Here is a 19,720-nt window from a genome sequence, read left to right on the forward strand (position 1 = left end):
CGCCACCCCCTGACCCCCACGGCCTTCGCAGCAGCAACCCTGTTCAGCGCAGCATTGCTGATCGCAGCCCAGAGCACGCACGCAGCAGAGACCGAAACAAACACGCTGCTCCCCACACAAGATCCCTGCGGCACTTGCGATCGGCCCCTGGCACAGGCAACAGGCACGGTCGCACCGCAAAGCCTGCCCGCACCGCCCAAGCCTGCAGGCGCGTCGTTCAAGCTCAACGACCTGCGCCTCAACGGCGTCAAGGCACTCAGCAACGAAGAGCTGCAGGCCATCACCTCGCCGTACGTCGGGCGCGACGTCACGCTCTCGGAGCTCGAGGAACTCGCCAAGGCCATCACCGCACGCTACAAGGAACGCGGCTACTTCCTCGCCCAGGCGGTGGTGCCCGTGCAGACCGTGCGCGACGGCATCGTCGAGATCAGCGTCATCGAAGGCCGCCTCGGCAAGGTCGACGTCGTCGTCGCGCCCGACGCGCCCATCGCCGAGTCGCGCGTGCGCGGCTTCCTCGCGCCGCTTCAGCCCGGCGAAGCCGTCAGCGCGCCGGCCTACGAACGCGCGATGCTGCTGCTGTCCGACCAGCCCGGCATCAAGGTTTCCTCCGGCCTGCAGGAAGGCTCGCAGCCCGGCACCACCGACCTGTCCGTCGAGGTGGCGCCCGCGCCGCGCTGGGCCTTCACCGCCGAGGGCGACAACCACGGCACCAAGGAATCGGGCCGCTACCGCGTGGGCGGCACCGCGCGCTGGCTCAGCCCCTTCGGCATCGGCGACAACCTCGATGCGCGGGTGATGGTGTCCAACGGCAACGCGCTGCAGTTCGGCCGCGTCTCGTACGAGGCGCCCATCGGCACCAGCGGCTTGCGCGCCGGCGTGGGCCTCTCGCGCGTGAGCTACGACCTGGGCGGGCAGTTTTCCGACCTCGAGGCCCAGGGCCGCGCCAACGTGTTCGACGTGTCGCTCAACTACCCGCTGATCCGGCAGCGCCAGCAGAACCTCTTCCTGCGCCTGAGCGCCGACAGCAAGGACCTCGACGACGAAATCCGCGCGTTCGAGTACGACGCCAGGAAGCGCGTGCGCGGCTTCGGCGTGGGATGGACCTGGGAGCGGCGCGACGACGTGCTGGGCGGCGGCTACTGGGCCAGCTCGGGCACGCTGTACCACGGCTCTCTGTCCATCCGCGACCCGCAGGGCCGGGCCGACGACCAGGCCTTCGGCGGGCGCCACACCGAAGGCGGCTTCAACAAGCTGAGCTTCCAGCTGTCGCGGCTGCAGGCCATCGTGCCGCGGCATTCGCTGTACCTCTCCATCGGCGGCCAGTGGGCGAGCAAGAACCTCGATGCCTCCGAGAAGCTCGCGCTCGGCGGCGCGCGCGCGGTGCGCGCCTATCCGTCGGGTGAACTGCTCGTGGACCAGGGCCTGATCGGCACCGTCGAATGGCGCTGGTCGGTGAACGAAGAGCTGACGCCCTTCGCGTTCTACGACGCCGCGCGCGGCCGGCTGCAGCGTCACCCCTCGCCGTTCGACGGCGAGAACTCGCGCAGCCTGCGCGGCTACGGCATCGGGCTGAGCTGGTCGCGGCCGGGCAATTTCTCGATCAATGCGACCCTGGCATGGCGCGACGGCACGCCGCGGCCGCAGACCGATGGCGGAGGCCGCGGCCCGCGGCTGTACGTCCAGGTTCAAAAGGCGTTCTGACCATGAAGCCACGCAAACTCAAACCTCTCGCACCGCGCCTCGCGCTGCGTCCGCTGGCCTTGTCGCTGGCCTGCATGGGCATGGCGCCCGCGCTCGCGCAGGTCATCCTGCCGAGCTACCAGCCGGGCATGTTCACCACGCAGGGCATGGTGACGGTGAACCCGGTCCTCACGGCCACGCCGCGCGGCGGCCAGGCGCTCGGCATCACGCAGGGATCGCTGCGCGCGATCATCGACTGGAACAGCTTTTCCATCGGCGCGAAGGACGCGGTCAACATCCAGCAGGCCATGGGCAGTTCGAGCATCCTGCTGAACCGCGTGAACGGCAACGAGCTGTCGACCATCGCGGGCCAGCTCACGGCCAACGGCCGCGTGTTCCTCATCAACCCCAACGGCGTGCTGTTCAGCCAGGGCGCCAGCGTCAACGTGGGCGGGCTCTTGGCCTCCACGCTGGCCATGACCACCAGCGACGCGAATTTTCTCGACGGCCAGACCCGCCTTGCCTTCGAGCGCGCCGACATCAGCACCGCCACCGTGCGCAACCTCGGCGACATCACGGCCACCGGTGGGCCGGTGGTGCTGATGGGCGCGGGCGTGAGCAACGAGGCCACCGGCACCATCACCGCCGACGGCCAGACGGTGGCGCTGGCGTCGGGCCGCAAGATCACGCTGGACATCGGGGGCGACGGCCTCACCAGCCTCAACATCCTGACGGATTCGCAAGCCGCCAGTGCATCGGTCGCCAACAGCGGCACCCTGCAGGCCAACGCAGGCCGGGTGGTGCTGGTGGGCCAGTCGATCACGCCCGGCGAGCTGGTGGTGAACCAGAGCGGCACGGTGCGCGCCAACTCGCTCGGCATGAAGAACGGCGAGATCGTGCTGAGCGCGGGCGCCGACAACGAAGTGCGCGTCGGCGGCACGCTGCAGGCCACATCGACCGGTACGGTGGCGGGCGGGCGCATCACGGTGGCCGCGGGCAAGGTGCGCGTGGAAGGCGCCACGCTCGACGCAAGCGGCGAGGCCGGCGGCGGCACGGTGCAGCTGGCGGCGCTCGGCGGCCTGTCGGTGGGGCCGACCACCGTGCTGCGCGCCGACGGCAGCGCGGGCAACGCCGCGGGCGGCGAGATCCGCATCGGCGCGGCCGACTACACGACGCTGCCCGGCGCGGCCGGCGCGCCGCCAACGGACACCGTGCTGGGGCTGCACCTGTCGGGCGAGCTGTCGGCGCAGGGCTCCGGCAGCGGCAAGGGGGGTGCGATCTCCACCAGCGCAAATGCGATCGAGGTCGCGAGCGATCTTTCGGTGTCCGCGGCAGGGGGCGCCAACGGTGGCGCCAACGGTCAGTGGAGCCTGCAGTCTGACAAGCAGATCGTCGTCACGGCCACGGCGCCGGCGTACGACGCGGGCGCCTATCCGAGCGCAGGCGGCGCAGCCTCCAGCCAGCTGAGCGACGCGGCCATCGGCGGCGCGCTCGGGCGTTCGACCGACGTGGTGCTCGGCAGCAACGCACGCAACGCCGAAGGCGGGCAGGAGCCCCTGGGCGTGGTGTTCGACACCGCTTCCGCGGTGGTGAAGAGCGCGGGCGGCACCGCATCGCTGCGCGTCGATTCGGCCACCGGCATCGGCATGTCCGACCGGTCGTCGATCAGGTCCACGTCGGGTTCGCTGAACGTCGACTTCAACGCCGACGCGGCCGGTGCGGCGCTGCCGCCCATCGACATGCCGATCACCGACACGAACGGCATGCGCATCGCGCCCATCGTCCTGACCGGCGCGACCATCGAGACCAACGGCGGCAACGTGCGCTTCTACGGCCAGAGCGATGCGCAGAACGGGCGCGCCATCGGCTACACCGACGACACCTACTTCAACGTGCCGTTCGAGAGCGCCGGCGTGCAGGTGACGGGCGGCCGCATCTCGACCTGCGCGCCGGGTGCCGCCAGCTGCGCGCTGGGCGGCAGCATCAGCCTACGCGGGCAGGGCGGCACCGTGGTGTCGAGTTCCACTTTTTCCGGCAGCACCGGCGTGCTGATCACCGGCGCGGAAATCATCAGCGGCAGCGGCGGCATCACGCTCGACGGTGTCGGCGGCCTGGGCGGCGCGGGGGTGTCGATCGGGCAGACGTTCAACGACGGCCCCCCGGACACGCGCAGCCGCATCGCATCGGGCAGCGGCGACATCAGCGTGCGCGGCGTCACCCGCGGATGGAGCGACACCGACCAGGTCGCCGACTGGTCGTCGCGCGCGGTGTCGGTGGGCGTGGCGGTGAGCGGCACCGACATCGCCACCGGCGGCAACGTGCGCGTCGAGGGCACGGGCGCCGACCTGGGCGCGCTGCTGGCCAACGACCAGTTCCGCAAGCTGTCGGCGTCCTCCACCATCGGCGCCTCGCGCGGCGTGACCGTGGGCGACACGGGCATCGTGGCGGGGCGTGGCAGGCGCATCGACGTCGTGGGCACCACCGGCAGCGCGGGCGTGGTGTACGACTTCAACGGCGACCCGCAGCCGCCGGCGGGCGCCATCGACGAAGGCCTCACGCCGGCGGCGGTGTGGATCCGCGCGAGCGGCGCCGGCCAGGGCCTGCGGGCCGAGGGCGGGCAGATCGCGGTGAGCGGCGGCAGCGGCGACGTGCTGCTGCAGCGCGGCGCGCAAACCGATGCCCTGCTGAGCACGGCGAGCGGCAGTGGCGCGGGCGGCGGCATCACCGTCACCGGCCGCAACATCTACGCCGGCGCGCTGGCCGGTGCCGCCGGCACGCTGGCCGACGCGAGCGGCGCGGGCACGGGCGGCGACGTGCGCCTGCAGGCCACCACGCGCACCAGCGACAACACGGGCGGCATGCTCGCGCTGGCGCCGGGGCTGTCGGTGCTGGCCGACAGCGCTTCCGCCACGGGCAACGGCGGCAGCATCCGCCTGCTGGCGGACAACAGCCTGCGCGCGCACGGCACGCTGAGCGCGCGCGGCGGGGCGGCCGGCGGCAACGGCGGCTTCATAGAGACCTCCGGCGGCAACCTGGACCTGACCGGCATTCGCGCGAACGCGGGTGCGCCGGCGGGCGCCGCGGGCACCTGGCTGGTCGACCCCTACGCGGTGGCCATCGTCAGCGGCGCCGGCGCCGGCACGCTGCCGACCAACCCCTTCGACGCGCTGTCTAACTCGACGATCCAGGACGGCGACATCAACGCCGCGCTCAACGGCGGCGCCAGCGTGAAGATCACCACCGGCACGGGCGGCGTGGGCACGGGCAGCATCACGCTGGCCAACGACGTACTCATCGACTACACCGCCGCTGCCGGCGCGCTGAGCTTCGAGCTCGACTCGGGGAGCAGCATCCAGGCCAACGGCGTGGGTACCGTCATCCGCTCCTCGGGCGCGGGCGGGCCGCTGAACGTGGTGTTCAACGCGGGCTTCAACCCCGACGGCACGCCCTCCGGCTCCATCGGCACCATCACGTACAACGGCAGCATCGACACGCGCGGCGGCAGCGTCGCCATGACCGCGCGCGGCGACGGCACGCCAGGCAGCGGGCGGATCGGCATGAACGGCGCGAGCGTGCAGACCGGCGGCGGCGCCGTCACGCTCTACAGCGGCCAGCCGGGCGCACCCACCGGCTATGTGACGCTGGTCGATTCGCAGATCGACACGCGCGTGGGCCAGAGCGACGCCGGCGCGGGCGGCGCGGTGCAGATCGCGGGCGGCAACGTCACGCTGGCGGGCGTGCAGCTGGCGAGTTCGAGCGGCGCCATCGACATCCGCGGCAGCTCGGCGGACTGGAACAGCGGCGTGGTCATCACCGACGGCCGCGCGGCTTCGGCGCTGTCGACGACCAGCGGCAACATCACGGTGCAGGGCGTGGCGCGGCGCCAGGCTTCGTCGACCTTCGCGGGCTCGTACGGCGTGCTGGTGAACGGCGGCAGCAGCATCACCAGCGGCAGCGGCACCATCGCGCTACGCGGCTACAACTTCAACAACGACCCGACGGCGCCCGCCGTGGGCGGCGACAGCGGCGTGCGCCTGGAAAACGGCGCACGCATCACGACCACCGGCGGTGGCGGCATCGAGATCACCGGCCGCTCGGCCAACGGCGGCGCCGGCGTTGCCATCGAGGCTGGCGGCTCGCCGACCTTGCCGGGCGCGCTGCCGGTGGTGCAGGGCAGCGGCAACGTGGTGCTGCGCGCGGTGAACGACGGCAGCACCGACGCCATCGTGATCGGCGCGCCGGTGAGCGCGGCAGGCGCCATCGACCTGCGGCCGGGCGGCATGGATCAGAACTTCGCCGCGTCCGATGCCACCACCGCACCCGTGGTGCTCGGCGGCGCGGGCACCGGCGGCTTCTCGGTCTCGGGCGCCGAGTTCGCGCTGCTGGGCGCGCCCACCATCGTCGCGGGCAGCAACACGCAGGCGGCGGACATCACCGTGGCCGGCCCGCTGTCGGCTTCGGGCGCGCTGACGCTGCAGAACGACGGCGGCGGAAACATCGCCGTCAACGGTGCGATCAATGCCACGCAGGTCGGGCTGCTGTCGGCCGGCAACATCACGCAATCGGCTGCGGGCGCCATCAATGCCACGAGCCTGCTCGCACGTTCGCTCCAGGGCAGCGTCGACCTGCGCAACCCGGCGAACAACGTGGCCGTCTTGGGCGGCGGTGCCGCGGGCGGGTTCGGCTACGTGGACGCCAATGCGGTCACCATCGGTGCGCCGAGCGTCGCCGGCTTCGACGCCGCCACCAACCAGGCGGCAACGGCCGGCGTGGCGTCGATGGCGGCCAACACGGTGTTCGTGCGCACCTTGGCCGACGACCTCACGCTGGGCACCACGGTGGCCGGCGGGGCGGGCACCGACCTGGTGGCGGCCGCGCGTTTCCAGAATCCGGGCGGCTTCACCATCGGCGGCGGTGCGTGGCGCATCTGGGCCGACACCTGGGTGGGCGAGGCGCGCGGCGGCCTCGCCGGCACCGGTACGCTGCCCAACCTGTATCACTGCGCCTACCTGGGCCTGTGCACGGTGACGGTGCCGGCCGGCGGCAACCACTTCATCTATGCGCAGCAGCCGACGGCCACCGTGACCATCGGCGACGCCGCACGGCCGCAGGGCGCGCCGAATCCGCTTTTCACGTACAGCGTGAGCGGGCTGATATTGGGCGACAACGCGTCGAGCTTCAGCGGTGCGCCGGGCACCAGCGCCAACGCCGGCAGCCCGCCGGGCAGCTACCCGATCGACGGCGCCTTCGCGTCGGCCGCGGGGTACGCGGTGCGCGTGGTGCCGGGCACGCTGCGCGTGGATGCGGCCCCTGTGGTGGCGCAGTTCAGCCCGGCCGATCTGCCCACGGTGGACGTGTTGCGCGAGCTGCCTTCCACCTACCTGTACGACCGCAACATCGGCCAGGCACCGATCTGCCTGGCCACCGGCCCGCTGGACGGCGACCGCGCCTCGCAGGCCGGCGACGTGCTGGCGCGCGAATGGTCGCGCGTGCGCTCGCGGCCCAACCTGTTGAGCTGCGTGAACACCGAGCGGCGCAACGGATGTTCGGACTTCTGAGCGCGCGGCTTCAATGCGGCGGCCGCGCGCTGATGACGAAGAGCTGCGCCATCAGGTCGGCCAGCAACTGCAGCTGCGGGTCTTGCGTGAGCGCGGCATGGCGATAGGCACCGACGTGGGCTTCGAGCTCGGGCGCGTCGAGCGGGCCGGCGAAGAAAAGCCGCCGCAGCGCGCCCGACAGCGCGTCGTTCCCGGCCGCGCGCGGCCGGTCGTCGATGGTGCTTTGCGCATGGCTCGACAGCGCCGGCGTGGCCAGGAACGGCGCGAGCACGGCTGCACGGATGCGGCCGTCGTGCACCAGCGTGTGGAGCGTCATGTCGAAGGCCAGCGCCGGGCCCGCGGCCAGCGCCTCGCGCAGCAGCGGGGGCAGCGTGCGCAGGCCCTGCGGCGTGACCATGTAGGCCACCGCGCCCCAGTTGTAGAGGCCCCGCGCATCGAGAATCTCCACGCCGCCGATGGCATCGCGCGGCATGCCCGCGCCGTGCGCGTCGTGCGGCAGGTGCTTGCGCAACGCCTGCCAGAGCGCCAGCAGCCCGGGCGCCGAAATGCCGGGCATGCATTCGAGGAACACCAGGTCGAATCCGCCGAGCTGCGCAAGCGCATCGGGCTGGCGCAGCAGCGGCGGCAGCGCGCGGCTCAGCAGCGCGTCGTCTTCGAGCACCAGGAAGAAGTCGCCCGGCGGCGCACTGTCGATGGCGCCTGCATGCGAAAGAAAACAGGCGTGCTCGCGCGGGCTCACCCGGGCGTCTGGCAAGGTGGCGTGCGCGGGCAGCCCGTGCGTGCCGGTCGCCTCCAGGCGGGCGATGCCCGGCAGGCCGAGCGCGCGCAGCTGCGCTTCCATGGCCTCGCGGCGCGCGATGCTGTCTTGCAGGTTGATGAAGCAGCCGTTCATGATGGCGGTATGACGCAGGTGGTACCACGGACACGTGGAGAAGCATTGTCTCGCGGCGCGGCCGCCGGCGAGGACGCGTCCGGGCGGAGCCGCGCATGACCGCGCCCGGCGCGGCGCGGCCGTGGCTCAGCGTGGTGATGCCGTTCTATCGCAAGCTGGCCGAGTTCGAGCGCGTCGTCGCGCTCAACGCGCCGTTCTGGTCGCGCCCCGGCATCGAGGTGGTGATCGCGCTCGACGATGCGAGCGAGGAAAAGGGGCTGCAGCAACTGCTCGCGCGCTTTCCCGGCGTTGCCTGGACCCTGCTGGCCAACGACCGCGCGCACGCGTGGCGCCCGCCGAGCTGTGCGATCAACGCGGGCGTGCGCCACAGCGCGGGCCGCTTCGTGTTCGTGCATTCGCCCGAATCCGCTTACGTGGGCGATGCGCCCGCCATCGCGCTGCATGCGGCCATGCAGGGCGGCCGTGGCGTGGCGGTCGGCCGCGTCGGCTTCGCGCGGTTCGACGAGCTGGACGCTGCGCCGGAGCCCGGCGCCCATGCCATGCCTGCCGCGCTGGCCACGCTGTTCGCACACGCCGTGCCCGACGCGCTCTACCTGCGCACCTTCTACGGCTCCCTGTGCTGCGCGCGCGAAGCTTTCGATGCCGTCGGCGGCTACGACGAATCGCTGGCGCGCTGGGGCGGCGACGACGACAACTTCCGCGTGCGCCTGGAGATGGCCGGCTGGCAACTGCTGGCCTGCGCCGACCTGAAACTGCTGCACCTTTCTTTCGAGGCGCGCGACGGCAGCGAGCAGTTCGACCCCGACAACGACTGGGCATGCTGCACCCCGGCCACCGCGCGCGCGAACGAGGGCGCGGAGCGCCGCGCATGGGGCTGCGACTTCACGCGCATCGCTCGCACGGACGCCGCTGCGTTGCCGCCGTCGCCGCAGGACGCGCCACCCTGGCTGCGCCCCGCGCCCGTGTTCGCGATGGGTTCGCGGCTGCAGTGCGAGATTTGCGCGCGCATGGTCCACCACGAGCCGGCGCCGCACTTTCATTGCCCGCGCTGCAGCAAGGAAGCGCCACGGCGGCTGACCGCGCGCCCGCGCATCGTCTGCGTGATGCAGCTGCGCAACGAGGCGCGGCTGCTCGAGGGCTGCCTCGCGCACCTGCGCGCGCATGTCGACGGCTTCGTGCTGCTCGACGACGGCTCGACCGACGGGACGGCGCACATCGCACGGCGCGAGCCCAAGCTGCTCGAGCTGCTGTCGAACCCGCCGGCGCCAGCGCAAAGGCACGCATGGAACGAGCGCGAGAACCGCCGCCGCCTGCTCGAATGCGCACGCGCGCACGGCGCCGGCTGGGTGCTGGCGTGCGATGCCGACGAGCGCTACGAGACGCTCTTCCTCGACAACCTGAATGCCATCGTCGATTCGCTCTCCGAGACGCAGCTGTCCTGCCTGTCGGTCGCGATGCGGGAACTGTGGGACGCGCCCGACCGGTTCCGCATCGACGGCCCGTGGGCGCACAAGTCGCGCGCCTGCCTGTTCCGCCTGCCGCAGGAGATCGCCTTCGCGCAGGCGCCGGCGCTGCATGGACCGTGGTACCCCGACGCCGTGGCGCAACACGGCGTGATGTACCGCAGCTACTACCGGCTCTACCACCTGAAGATGATTCGCCGCGAAGACCGCGTCGCGCGGCGCGACCTGTACCGGCGCCTCGACCCCGAGCGGCGCCTGCAGCCCATGGGCTACGACTATCTTGCCGAGGAAGGGCCGGCGCTGCGGCTCGCCGCGGTGGCGCCCGGGCGCGGCTATGCGCTCGCGAGCCTGCCGAAGGACCTGGCGGCGCTGCTTCAGGCCTGACCTTCGGACGGGCCCGCGGACATCGCCAGCGAACGCGAAAAATCGCCGCGGTAGGTGCGCGTGCCGGTGTGGCTCAGCCGCGAGCGCGTGTCGACGAACACCTGCCCGCCGATCGACTGCCAGCGCCGGCAGAAGGCGAAATCCTCGCTCAGGTAGCGGCCGTTGCCGGGTTCGGCCCACACGTCGAAGAAGCGGTAGTGCACCTGCGCGGCCGCCTGCGCGTCTTCCATGTGGTCGGGCGTGTAGCGCAGCTGCGGCATGGCCTGCGCGAGCCGGGTGAACACGCTGCGCTCGATCAGCATGAAGCCGGTAGGGGCGTCCAGCACTTCGGCGAAGCCGTCGGCGTCCACGCCGGCGTTTTTCAGGTTCACCGGGAATACCGCGTGGCGCGCCTCGAAGTCTTCGCGCGTGCTGCCCGCGGGCAGCGCCTGCGCCAGGCCCTCGCCCGGCCAGCCGTCGCTCTTGTGCGGGTACACGCCGGCCACCACCGCGCGGCCCGCCAGCAGCAGCCGCAGCGCGGCCTCCGGCTCGAAGCCGATGTCGGCGTCGATCCAGAACAGATGCGTCCAGCGCGCGTCGGCCATGAACTCCGCCACCAGCCTGTTGCGGGCGCGCGGGATCAGGCTGTCGCCGTCGAGGAATCGCGTCTGCATCGCGAAGCCGTGCCGCCACGCCAGGTTGACCAGGCCGAGCAGGCTGCGCACGTAGTCGCTGGTGAGCTGGCCGGTGTAGCTGGGCGTGGCGATGAAGGGGCGGATCTGCGGGAGGGCGTCGATGGAGAGCATGGGCGGTCCGGGTGTGGATGGTCTTGCGCGGTCGTCAGCTTGCCGCAACCTGCCGCCGCGTGGTGAGCAGCGCGCGCAGCTTGGCCGGCGCCACCGGCTTGGTCAGCAGCATCACGCCGCCCTGGCGCAGCCGCTGCAGCACGTCGGGCCCGGTCGCGCCCGACACCAGCACCGCGAGCGCGTCGGGCTGCAGGCGCTTGGCGGCGTCGAGCACGTTCACGCCGTCGTCGTCGCCCGCCAGCTGCAGGTCGCACAGCACGGCGTCGTAGCGCACGCCGCCGCCGCCCAGCCGCGCGATGGCGTCGGCGCCGGTGGTCACGCAGTCGGCCTGGCAGCCCCATTGCGCCAGCAGCGTGCGGGTGCCTTCGAGGATGGCGGGGTCGTCGTCCACCACCAGGCAGCGCAGGCCGGCCAGCGGCGCGGGCGCGAACTGCGGCGGCTCGGGCGGCGCCGCATCGGCGGCGCGCGCGGCGGGCAGGGTGAAGGCGAAGGTGCTGCCGGCCTGCAGCGCCGAGCGCACGGTGATGCGCGTGCCCAGCAGCGTGGCGATGCGCGCGCAGATCGCCAGCCCCAGCCCGAAGCCTCGCCGGCGGTCGCGCTCGGTGTTGGCCACCTGGTAGAACTCTTCGAAGATGCGGCCCTGGTGGATGGGCGCGATGCCCACGCCGTTGTCGCGCACCTCGATGCGCACGCCCGCCGCGCAGCGCCGCGCGGCCACCAGCACGGTGCCGCCTTCGGGCGCATGGCGCAGCGCGTTGCTCACCAGGTTGCCGACGATGCGCCGCAGCATGGCCGCGTCGGTGCGCACCGCCAGGCCCCGGTCGCTCCAGTGCAGGCGCACGCGCGCCTGCGCCGCCGCGGCGGCATGCTGCGCGTCGATCTGGTCGAACAGCGCGTCGAGCGATACCTTGGCGATCGCCGGCGTGAGCACCTGCGCATCGAGCCGCGAGATCTCCAGCAGGTCGTCGAGCAGCACGCCCATGAACTCGGTGCTCTCCTGCAGCCGCAGTACGGCCGGGCGCTGCGCCGGCGTGGCGCCGGGCAGCAGGCCGTCGATGAACAGGCCCATGGCATGTAGCGGCTGGCGCAGGTCGTGGCTGGCGGCGGCCAGGAAGCGCGCGCGCGACAGCGCCGCCTGCTCGGCCTCGGCCATGCGCTGCAGCGCCACGGCGGTGGCCTCGCGCACGCGCTCCTCGCTGACCTGGCGGTTGTGCTGCAGCCGCTCGGCGAGCCGGTCGATGTCGTGCGCCAGCACCGCCAGCTCGTGCGTGCCGCGCGTGCCGCCCTCGACCACGCCGCAGCGCACGTCGAACTGCCCGGTCTCCAGCGCCGCGACGGTGCGCGACACGCGCCGCAGCGGCCGCGCCACCGTGCGCGCCATGTGGCGCACCGAGGCCCAGGCCGCGATCAGCGCCACCATCGCGATGCCGATGCCGGCAATGAGCGAGCGGCTGCGCTCGCGCGTGTAGGCCGTGGTGTCGCGGAAGGTCTGCACCAGGCCGATGGGCGTGTCGCCCGCCGCCGTGGACCCCGCGGGCGCGAAGGCGCTGGCGCGCGAGGCCTCGCGCAGCGTGACCGGCGAGGTGAACATGCGCAGCCGCGCGAGCGAGGTGGTCTTGGGCCCCGCGGTGACGAACACGCCCGCGCTGTTGCTGATTTCCACCCGCGTCACCTGCCCGCCGCGCAGCGCTGCATTGGCCACGTTCTGCAGCGCGGGCAGGTCGCCCGCATACAGGCTCAGGTCGGACATGGCCGCCACCTGCCGCGCGACCGCCTGGCCCTCGGCATCGAAGGCGGCTTCCAGCGTCTGCAGCCGGCTGTGCGTGAACCAGCCGGTCAGCGCCAGCGCCACTGCCGCGCACGGCACCACGCCGAGGCGGAACAGGTCGTTCTGCAGGTTGCCGCGCACCACCAGCGTGTGGTTGGGCGGCGGCGGCGATGCGGCGGGCGCCGCATCCGGTGCCGTGCCATTGGAGGGCCGCGCGGCGGTGCTCATCGCGGCGCCGCGAGTCGCTCGGCCAGTTCCCGTTCCTCCGGCAGGCGCAGGCCGAGTCCGCGTGCCACGGTGGCGTTGACGCGCACGCTGGCGGGCGTCGCCGCTTCCACCAGCGGGCCGTTGTTGCTGCTTGCGTTCGCGTTCGCGGCGGCCACTTTCTGGCCGAGCAGCCGTGCCTGCTGGGCGAGCTGCGAAGGCGTCGACACCGCCGCGGCCAGGCCGCCCGAGCGCACCAGCCCTTCGCTGGTGCCGAACACCGGAAGGCCCGCGCCGGCGCCCGCGCGCAGCACCGAGAGCGTGGCCGCCTGGTTGTCGCCGATCAGGTCGGGCAGCACCATCAGCGCATCGCTCTGCGGCACCACGATGCGCAGCGCGGCGGCCAGCGAGCGGGCGTCGGGCGCGTATTCGATGCGCACGTCCCAGGCCGGGTTGGCGACCTGGGCGGCGCGCTGCAGCTCGCGCACCAGCGGCTCCGACTCGGGCGTGGCCACCACGCCCACGCGGCGCTTCTGCGGCAGCACCGCGCTCATCAGCGCGAGCTGGTCGGTCATGGCCGGGTCGCGCAGCAGCACGCCCACGCGGCGGTCGCTGCGCCGCAGGGCCGCCGGGCTCGCGGCCTTGAGCGTCTCGTAGTCGAGCCGGCTCAGCATCGCGAGCACCAGCGGTTCCTGGCCGGGCCGCTCGACCGCGGCGCGCGCGGCGGCCGGGCCGACGGCCATGGTCAGCGGGGCGTCGGCCGGTGCCGCGCGCAGGCCGCGGGTGCGCACGCCCGCATTGGCGGCGCGGTCGGGGTCGGTGCCGGCGTCCGGCGCCAGCTGCGGCTCCGAAGACGGCGCGGCCCCGCCGGCCGGCAGCCGCACCAGGTCGAAGCGGCTGCCGGGTTCCTGGTCGGCGCGCAGCTGCTGCACGAACTCCGAGGACGCCGGAATGTCGTCGCCCATCAGCACGGTGAGGCTGGATGCAGCCGCCAGGCCCGTGGCTGACGCGGCCGCCGCGGCCAGCAGGGCCAGCGCGCCGCGCCGCATGCCCGCGCGCGGTTTCGCGGGGCGTCCTGGACGTCCGCGGAAGAGCGCGAAGATGTGGGGCACGGCAAGGAACATGGACTGCTTCCGCAGCAAGGGGCGATGATCCAATGTAAGGACCGCCCCTGCTTCTTGCGATAAGGCGGAGGGCTTATGTCAGTGGCCGCGGCGGCCTGCCCGCGTGACGAATATCACTGCGCGGCAGCCGCTCGGCCTATGTCCGACGGACTACCCGCGCACCTACCCCGCGAGGCGGCCGTCAGGCGTCCGCCAGCAGCGCGGCCGCGGCGGCGCGCTGCGCCTGGATGGCCTGGCGCAGCACGCGCGGCGACACCGGCTTGTAGAGCACCGTGATGCCCGCGTTGGCCACTTCGCGCAGCCGGTCGGGCTTGGTCTCGCCCGTCACCAGCAGCCGCGCGGTGCCGGGGCCGATGCCGCGCGGGTGCCGCTCCAGCGCCGCGATCACGTCGAGTCCGTTGTCGCCGCCCTGCAGCAGCAGGTCGCTGATGACCACGTCGGGCGGCTGCGCCCAGCCGTCGGCCATGGCCAGTGCCTCGGCGCGTGTCTGCGCGGGCAGCACCTCGGCGCCCCAGTTGGCGAGCACCACGCTCAGGCCTTCGAGGATGGTGCGCTCGTCGTCGATCACCAGGATGCGCACGTTGGCCAGGCTTTCCTCCTCCTCCATGCCGGCCAGGGCCACCGGCAGCGCCGGCACCGGCAGCGCGGCCGGCGCCGAGCGCACCTGCACCCGCACGCAGGTGCCCTTGTGCAGCTTCGAGCTGAGGTCGACTCGGGTGTTGAGCAGGTCGGCCAGCCGCTGCACCGTGGCCAGGCCCAGACCCATGCCGCGCGCGCCGCGCGCCGCCTGCCGGCCGGTGGGCTCGACCTGGTAGAACTCCTCGAACACCCGCGCCTGGTGCTGCAGCGCGATGCCCACGCCGGTGTCGACCACGTCGATGCGCACGCCCTTGCCGCGCCGCCGCGCGCCGATCAGCACGCCGCCCTCGATGGTGTGGCGCAGCGAGTTCGACACCAGGTTGTTCAGGATGCGCGAGAGCATCACGTAGTCGCAGCGCACCCACACGTCGGTCTTGCGCACCACCAGCCGCAGGCCCTGCTGCTCGGCCACCGGGCGGAAGTTGCGGCTGATCTCGTCGAACAGCCGGTCGAGCGGGAAGTCGGCCCACTGCGGCTGCAGCACGCCGGCGTCGAGCTGCGACAGGTTCAGCAGCTCGGAGAACAGCCGGTCGAGCGAATCCACGCACTCGCGGATGTGGCCGATGCGCTGCAGCTTCACCGGGTCGGTCTCGCCGTTGGCCAGGCCGTCGGAGAACAGCGTGAGCGCGTGCAGCGGCTGGCGCAGGTCATGGCTGGCGGCGGCCAGCAGCCGGGTCTTGGCCTGGCTCGCCACTTCCAGCTGCTGGTTCTTGCGCGCGAGCTCGGCGGTGGCCTCGTTGATGCGGCTCTGCAGCAGCCGGTGGCTCTCGGCCAGCGCGCGCGCGGCCTGGTTGAAGCCGTGCTGCAGGTGGCGCACCTCCGACGTGCCCTCGATCGCCACGCTCGCGTCCTCGCCCGCGCCCAGCCGGTCCACCGCCTTGCCCAGCGCCCGGATCGGCTCGCTGATGCGCCGCGCGGCCCACCAGCCGGCCAGGCCCACGCCCGCGAGGCTGAATGCCAGCACCAGCGCCACGTTGAGCCACACGGAACGCCGCGCGCTCTGCACCGCACTCAGGCTGATCTCGACCATCACCTTGCCCGTGTGGCGGCCGTCGTCGCCCACGATCGGCACCACCACCTGCAGGCCTTCGCCGCGCGCGCGGTCGGAGGTCTCGGAGTTGGCGACGATCTCGCCGTCCTCGGTCCAGATCTGCACCTGCTGCACGTGCGGCTGGTAGGTGCCCGACTGGGCGGTGCGCTGCAGCGCCCGGCGGTCCATGCGCGCCAGCGGGGCCTGCGCCACCGTGGCCACCTGCAGCGCCACCGTCTGCGCATTGGCCCGCATCAGCTCGGTGAGGTTGCCCAGGTGCTGGCGCGTCAGTACCGCGATGGCCGCCAGCGTGGCCAGGGCCGCCGGCACCAGCGCCAGCAGGATCAGCTGCTGCGCGAAAGTGAGGCGGGCCAGGCCGCGGAGGACGCGGAAGTTCCAGTTCATGAAGGCTTCGGACGCATGGAGGCCCGAGCTTAGGGGCGCCGGAGCGAACAGGGAAGCAGGAAAAACATCACGAAAACTACGCGCAATTGCTATTTAATGGCGTCCGCACAGCCCGTGTCAGACCCGCCGCCCGTCGGCGAACCCCATGCCATCCGGTCAAAAAATGCTGGTTTCATTGCGCCTCACTGCCCTGTTTCCAGCTGCCCTGCGCGCGGCGGCGATGGGCTTGCTCGTCGGCCTCGCGCCGTTGCTGGCCTGCGCCCAGGGCACCGCGCGCGAGCCGCCGGTGCGCTTCGGCATCCTGCCGCTGGGCGGCGCCTTCGAGTCGCGCAGCGACTGGGATCCGCTGCTGGCCGAGCTCAGCCGCGCCATCGACCGGCCGGTGAGCGTGCTGTCCGTCAACTCGTACGAGGCGCTGGAGCAGGCCATCCGGCGCGACGAGGTCGACATGGCCTTCCTGTCCGGCAAGATGGCGCTGGACGCCGTCACCCAGCGCCGCATGAAGGTGGTGGCGCAGGTGGTGCGGCACGACGGCCTGCCCGGCTACCGCGCGCTGCTGCTGGCGCGCAAGGCGCCGCCCTTCAATTCGCTCAAAGACCTGCTGGCCCAGCCCGAGCGCTGGCGGCTGGCGCGCGGCGAGAAGCAGTCGGTGTCGGGCTTCATCGTGCCGCAGCTGCAGCTCTTCCTGCCGAACCACATCGCGATGGAGACGCGCTTCCTCAGCGAGACCGTCGGCACCCACCAGGCCACCGCGCTGGCCGTGGCCAACAGCGAGGCCGACGTGGCCACCAACAACACGGCCGACTTCGAGCGCTTCAAGCAGCGCTTTCCGGCCGAGGCGGAACGGCTGCAGGTGCTGTGGCAGTCGGACCTCATTCCGCATGCGCAGATCGTGGTGCGGCGCGAATACCCGCCCGAGCTGCGCAAGCGCGTGCAGGTGTTCCTGACCGCCTACGGCCGCGCCAAGGGCCCGCGCGGCGACGCCGAGCGGCTGGTGCTCAAGTCGCTGCACGACCTGGCCGGCTTCCTGCCGGCCGACAACAGCTCGCTGGAGCCGGCCGCCAGGCTGGCCTGGCAACTGGCGCGGCAGAACGCCATGACCGCGCAGTGGGTCAACGACGCCGCGCGCGAAGCCCGCCTGCAGCGCATCGACAGCAGCTACGCCGAGCAGGTCGGCGTGCTCAAGGACGTGTCTCCCTGATGGCCCGCGCCGCCGCCCGACTGCTTGCCGCGACGCTGCTTTGCGCCGCGTCGGCCGCGATGCTGGCCGCGCCCGCCACGGCCGCCGCGCAGGGCGCCAATGCGGCGACGCCCGCGCCCGCGCCCGCCAGGGGCGCGACCGGCGTGCCAGAGGTGGTGCGCGCGGTGCGCTTCGGCGTGCTGCCGCTGGGCGGCACCGTCGAGTCGCGGGCGCTGTGGACGCCGCTGATGGCCGACATGAGCCGCGCGCTCGGCGTCCCGGTCAGCTCGTACTCGGTGCCGTCCTACGAGGAACTCGACCGCGCCATCGGCCGCGACGAGATCGACATGGCCTTCCTGTCGGCCAAGATGGCGCTCGACGCGGTGATGCAGCGGCGCATGAAGGTGGTGGCGCAGATTGCCAAGCAGCCCGGAAACCCCCAGCACCGCGCGGTGCTGCTGATGCGCAAGGCCGGTCCCCTCAACACGCTGGCCGGCCTGCTCGCCGAGCCGCAGCGCTGGCGGCTCGCGCGCGGCGACAGCCGCTCGGTCACGGGCTTCATCGTGCCGCAGAGCCAGTTCTTCCTGCCGAACAACATCCAGATGGAAACCCGCTTCCTCAGCGAGTTCGTCGGCACCCACCAGGCCACCGCGCTCGCCGTGGCCAACGGCGACGCCGACGTGGCCACCAACAACACCACCGACTTCGAACGCTTCAGGCAGCAGTTCCCGGTCGAGGCCGAGCGGCTGCAGGTGGTGTGGGAGTCGGAGCCGCCGCCGGGCGCGCCGATGGTGGTGCGGCGCAACTACCCGCCCGAGTTCCAGGCGCGGCTGCAGAACTTCCTGACCGGCTACGGCAAGGCCCGGGGCCCGCGCGGCGACGCCGAGCGCGAGGTGCTGAAGAACCTGCGCGCGGGCTACGGCTACGTCGAGGCCGACGACAGCGCGCTGCTGCCCGAAGCCCGGCTGGAGTACCAGCTGGGCAGGCAGCGCGCCATGGCCGCTTCGTGGGTCAACGAGGCCGCGCGCGAACAGCGGCTGCAGCGCATCGAGAAGACCTACGCGGAGCAGGTCGAGGCACTGCGCGCGCCGAACCGCTGACGCCTCGCGGCGCTCCCTAGTCCCTTCGCCGTACCACCAAACCCCCGCGCCTAGGCCTTAAGGCGGATTTGCCCGCCGCGTCGCGCGCCTGAAACTCCGTGCTTCTTTTCCGGCACCCTTGCCGTTGACGGAGCGTGGATGAGCTGGCGAACAAAAGTGGTGTGGAGCGAGGGGATGCTGCTGCAGCCTCAGCACCTGCAGCAAAGCGAGCGCCATGCCGACCATGCGCGGCATGTGCTGCTGCGCGCGACCACGCCCTATGCCTGGGGTTTTGCCGAACTAGAGATCGACGCCGCCGCGCTCACGCTCGGCAAGCTCGCGCTGGTGCGGGCGGTGGGCGTGTTCGGCGACGGCACCGTGTTCGACATGCCGGCGGTCGACCCGCTGCCCGAGCCCATCGACATTCCCGCCGGCATGCGCGACGAGGCCGTGGTGCTCGCGCTGCCGCTGCGCCGCGCCGGCGCGCGCGAGGCCGACGCGGAAGACTACGAGGAGCTGGTGCGCCACCGCGTGCTCGAGTCGGAGGTGCCCGACTCCAACACCGCCGGCGAGCGCACCGCCATGCTGCAGCTGGGCCAGCTCCACACGCGGCTGATGCGCGCCGGCGAGGCGACCGACGCCTGGACCACGCTCGGCATCGCCCGCGTGCAGGAGCGCCGCGTCGACAACCAGGTGCTGCTGGACCGCGCGATGCTGCCGCCGCTGCTCGACGTGGCGGGCCATTCGGTGATCCGCGCCTGGCTCGACGAGCTGCTGGGCCTGCTGCGCCAGCGCGGCGAGGCGCTTGCCGGCCGCATGACGCAGGGCGGCACCGGCGGCGTGGCCGAGATCGCCGACTTCATGCTGCTGCAGGCCGTCAACCGCAACGAGGCGGTGTTCGCGCACCTGGCCAAAAGCGCGATGCTGCATCCGCAGCATTTCTTCGAGCATGCGCTCGGGCTGGCCGGCGACCTGGCGAGCTTTCGGGATTCACGCCGCGTGGCGCGCTTCGGGCCCTACATCCACGACGACCTCGCGACGAGCTTCCGCCCGCTCATGGACGATCTGCGCCGCAGCCTGTCGATGGTGCTGGAGCAGTCGGCGATCCGCATCGAACTGCACGACCGCAAGCACGGCGTGCGCGTGGCGATGGTGACGGACGTGGAACTGCAGCGCAAGGCGACCTTCGTGCTCGCGGTGAACGCGAACATGCCCAGCGAGGCGCTGCGCGCGCGCTTTCCCACGCAGGTCAAGATCGGCCCGGTGGAGCGCATCCGCGACCTCGTGAACCTGGCGCTGCCGGGCGTCACGCTCACGCCGATGCCGGTCGCGCCGCGCCAGATTCCGTTCCACACGGGCGCCAACTACTTCGAGCTCGAAACACGCAACAGCGACCTGTGGCGCCAGCTCGAGCAGTCGGGCGGCATCGCGATGCACATCGCGGGCGACTTCCCCGGCCTCGACCTTGCCTTCTGGGCGATACGAGCATGACCCCCAGTCTTCGCGCACTTATTGGCACCGTCAGCGTG

General features: G+C 72.4%; 11 protein-coding genes. 6 read left to right on the forward strand and 5 right to left on the reverse strand.

All coding sequences use genetic code 11. The features are described 5' to 3' along the window. The first annotated feature begins 9 nt into the window (after positions 1-9). Positions 10-1,701 carry a ShlB/FhaC/HecB family hemolysin secretion/activation protein gene (locus AC1RVW_RS26330; protein ID WP_493203559.1) on the forward strand — a complete coding sequence of 564 codons (1,692 nt, stop codon included), beginning with the start codon at positions 10-12 and terminating at the stop codon, positions 1,699-1,701. Between the two features lie 2 nt (positions 1,702-1,703). After that, positions 1,704-7,238 (forward strand): two-partner secretion domain-containing protein, encoded by a 5,535-nt coding sequence (locus AC1RVW_RS26335; protein ID WP_493203535.1) that lies wholly within the window; start codon positions 1,704-1,706, stop codon positions 7,236-7,238. A 10-nt stretch (positions 7,239-7,248) separates the two neighbouring features. On the opposite strand, the gene AC1RVW_RS26340 is transcribed toward AC1RVW_RS26335, so the two are convergent. Beyond that, on the reverse strand, positions 7,249-8,130 hold the full coding sequence (locus tag AC1RVW_RS26340) for a hypothetical protein (protein WP_493203537.1): 882 nt from the start codon (positions 8,128-8,130) through the stop codon (positions 7,249-7,251). A 95-nt stretch (positions 8,131-8,225) separates the two neighbouring features. Here AC1RVW_RS26340 and AC1RVW_RS26345 point away from each other — a divergent pair, with 95 nt between their 5' ends. Beyond that, the gene (locus AC1RVW_RS26345; protein ID WP_493203539.1) at positions 8,226-9,977 is read left to right on the forward strand and encodes a glycosyltransferase family 2 protein; all 1,752 of its coding nucleotides are present in this window, start codon (positions 8,226-8,228) and stop codon (positions 9,975-9,977) included. Here AC1RVW_RS26345 and AC1RVW_RS26350 read toward each other — a convergent pair. From AC1RVW_RS26350 to AC1RVW_RS26365, 4 genes are all read right to left on the reverse strand, one after another. After that, positions 9,968-10,762, reverse strand: a complete 795-nt coding sequence (locus AC1RVW_RS26350; RefSeq protein WP_493203541.1) for a hypothetical protein — start codon at positions 10,760-10,762, stop codon at positions 9,968-9,970. The genes AC1RVW_RS26345 and AC1RVW_RS26350 overlap by 10 nt on opposite strands. Positions 10,763-10,796: 34 nt before the next feature. Further along, positions 10,797-12,758: a hybrid sensor histidine kinase/response regulator gene (locus AC1RVW_RS26355; protein ID WP_493203543.1), complete on the reverse strand. Its 1,962-nt coding sequence runs from the start codon at positions 12,756-12,758 to the stop codon at positions 10,797-10,799. Next, a complete protein-coding gene (locus AC1RVW_RS26360; RefSeq protein WP_493203545.1) occupies positions 12,755-13,858 on the reverse strand; it encodes an ABC transporter substrate binding protein in 1,104 nt (367 codons plus the stop codon). Before AC1RVW_RS26360 ends, AC1RVW_RS26355 begins: the two co-directional genes overlap by 4 nt. A 181-nt stretch (positions 13,859-14,039) precedes the next feature. Continuing rightward, positions 14,040-15,932 carry an ATP-binding response regulator gene (locus AC1RVW_RS26365; protein ID WP_081265868.1) on the reverse strand — a complete coding sequence of 631 codons (1,893 nt, stop codon included), beginning with the start codon at positions 15,930-15,932 and terminating at the stop codon, positions 14,040-14,042. Between the two features lie 163 nt (positions 15,933-16,095). Here AC1RVW_RS26365 and phnD point away from each other — a divergent pair, with 163 nt between their 5' ends. From phnD to tssK, 3 genes are all read left to right on the forward strand, one after another. Then, positions 16,096-17,133, forward strand: a complete 1,038-nt coding sequence (gene phnD / locus AC1RVW_RS26370) for a phosphate/phosphite/phosphonate ABC transporter substrate-binding protein (RefSeq protein WP_081265867.1) — start codon at positions 16,096-16,098, stop codon at positions 17,131-17,133. Then, complete coding sequence (locus tag AC1RVW_RS26375; protein WP_493203548.1) at positions 17,133-18,212, forward strand: phosphate/phosphite/phosphonate ABC transporter substrate-binding protein; 1,080 nt, start codon at positions 17,133-17,135, stop codon at positions 18,210-18,212. Before phnD ends, AC1RVW_RS26375 begins: the two co-directional genes overlap by 1 nt. Before the next feature lie 138 nt (positions 18,213-18,350). Next, positions 18,351-19,682 carry a type VI secretion system baseplate subunit TssK gene (gene tssK, locus AC1RVW_RS26380; protein ID WP_081271552.1) on the forward strand — a complete coding sequence of 444 codons (1,332 nt, stop codon included), beginning with the start codon at positions 18,351-18,353 and terminating at the stop codon, positions 19,680-19,682. Positions 19,683-19,720 lie beyond the last annotated feature (38 nt).

Source organism: Variovorax sp. MPBD4-3 (assembly GCF_058809745.1).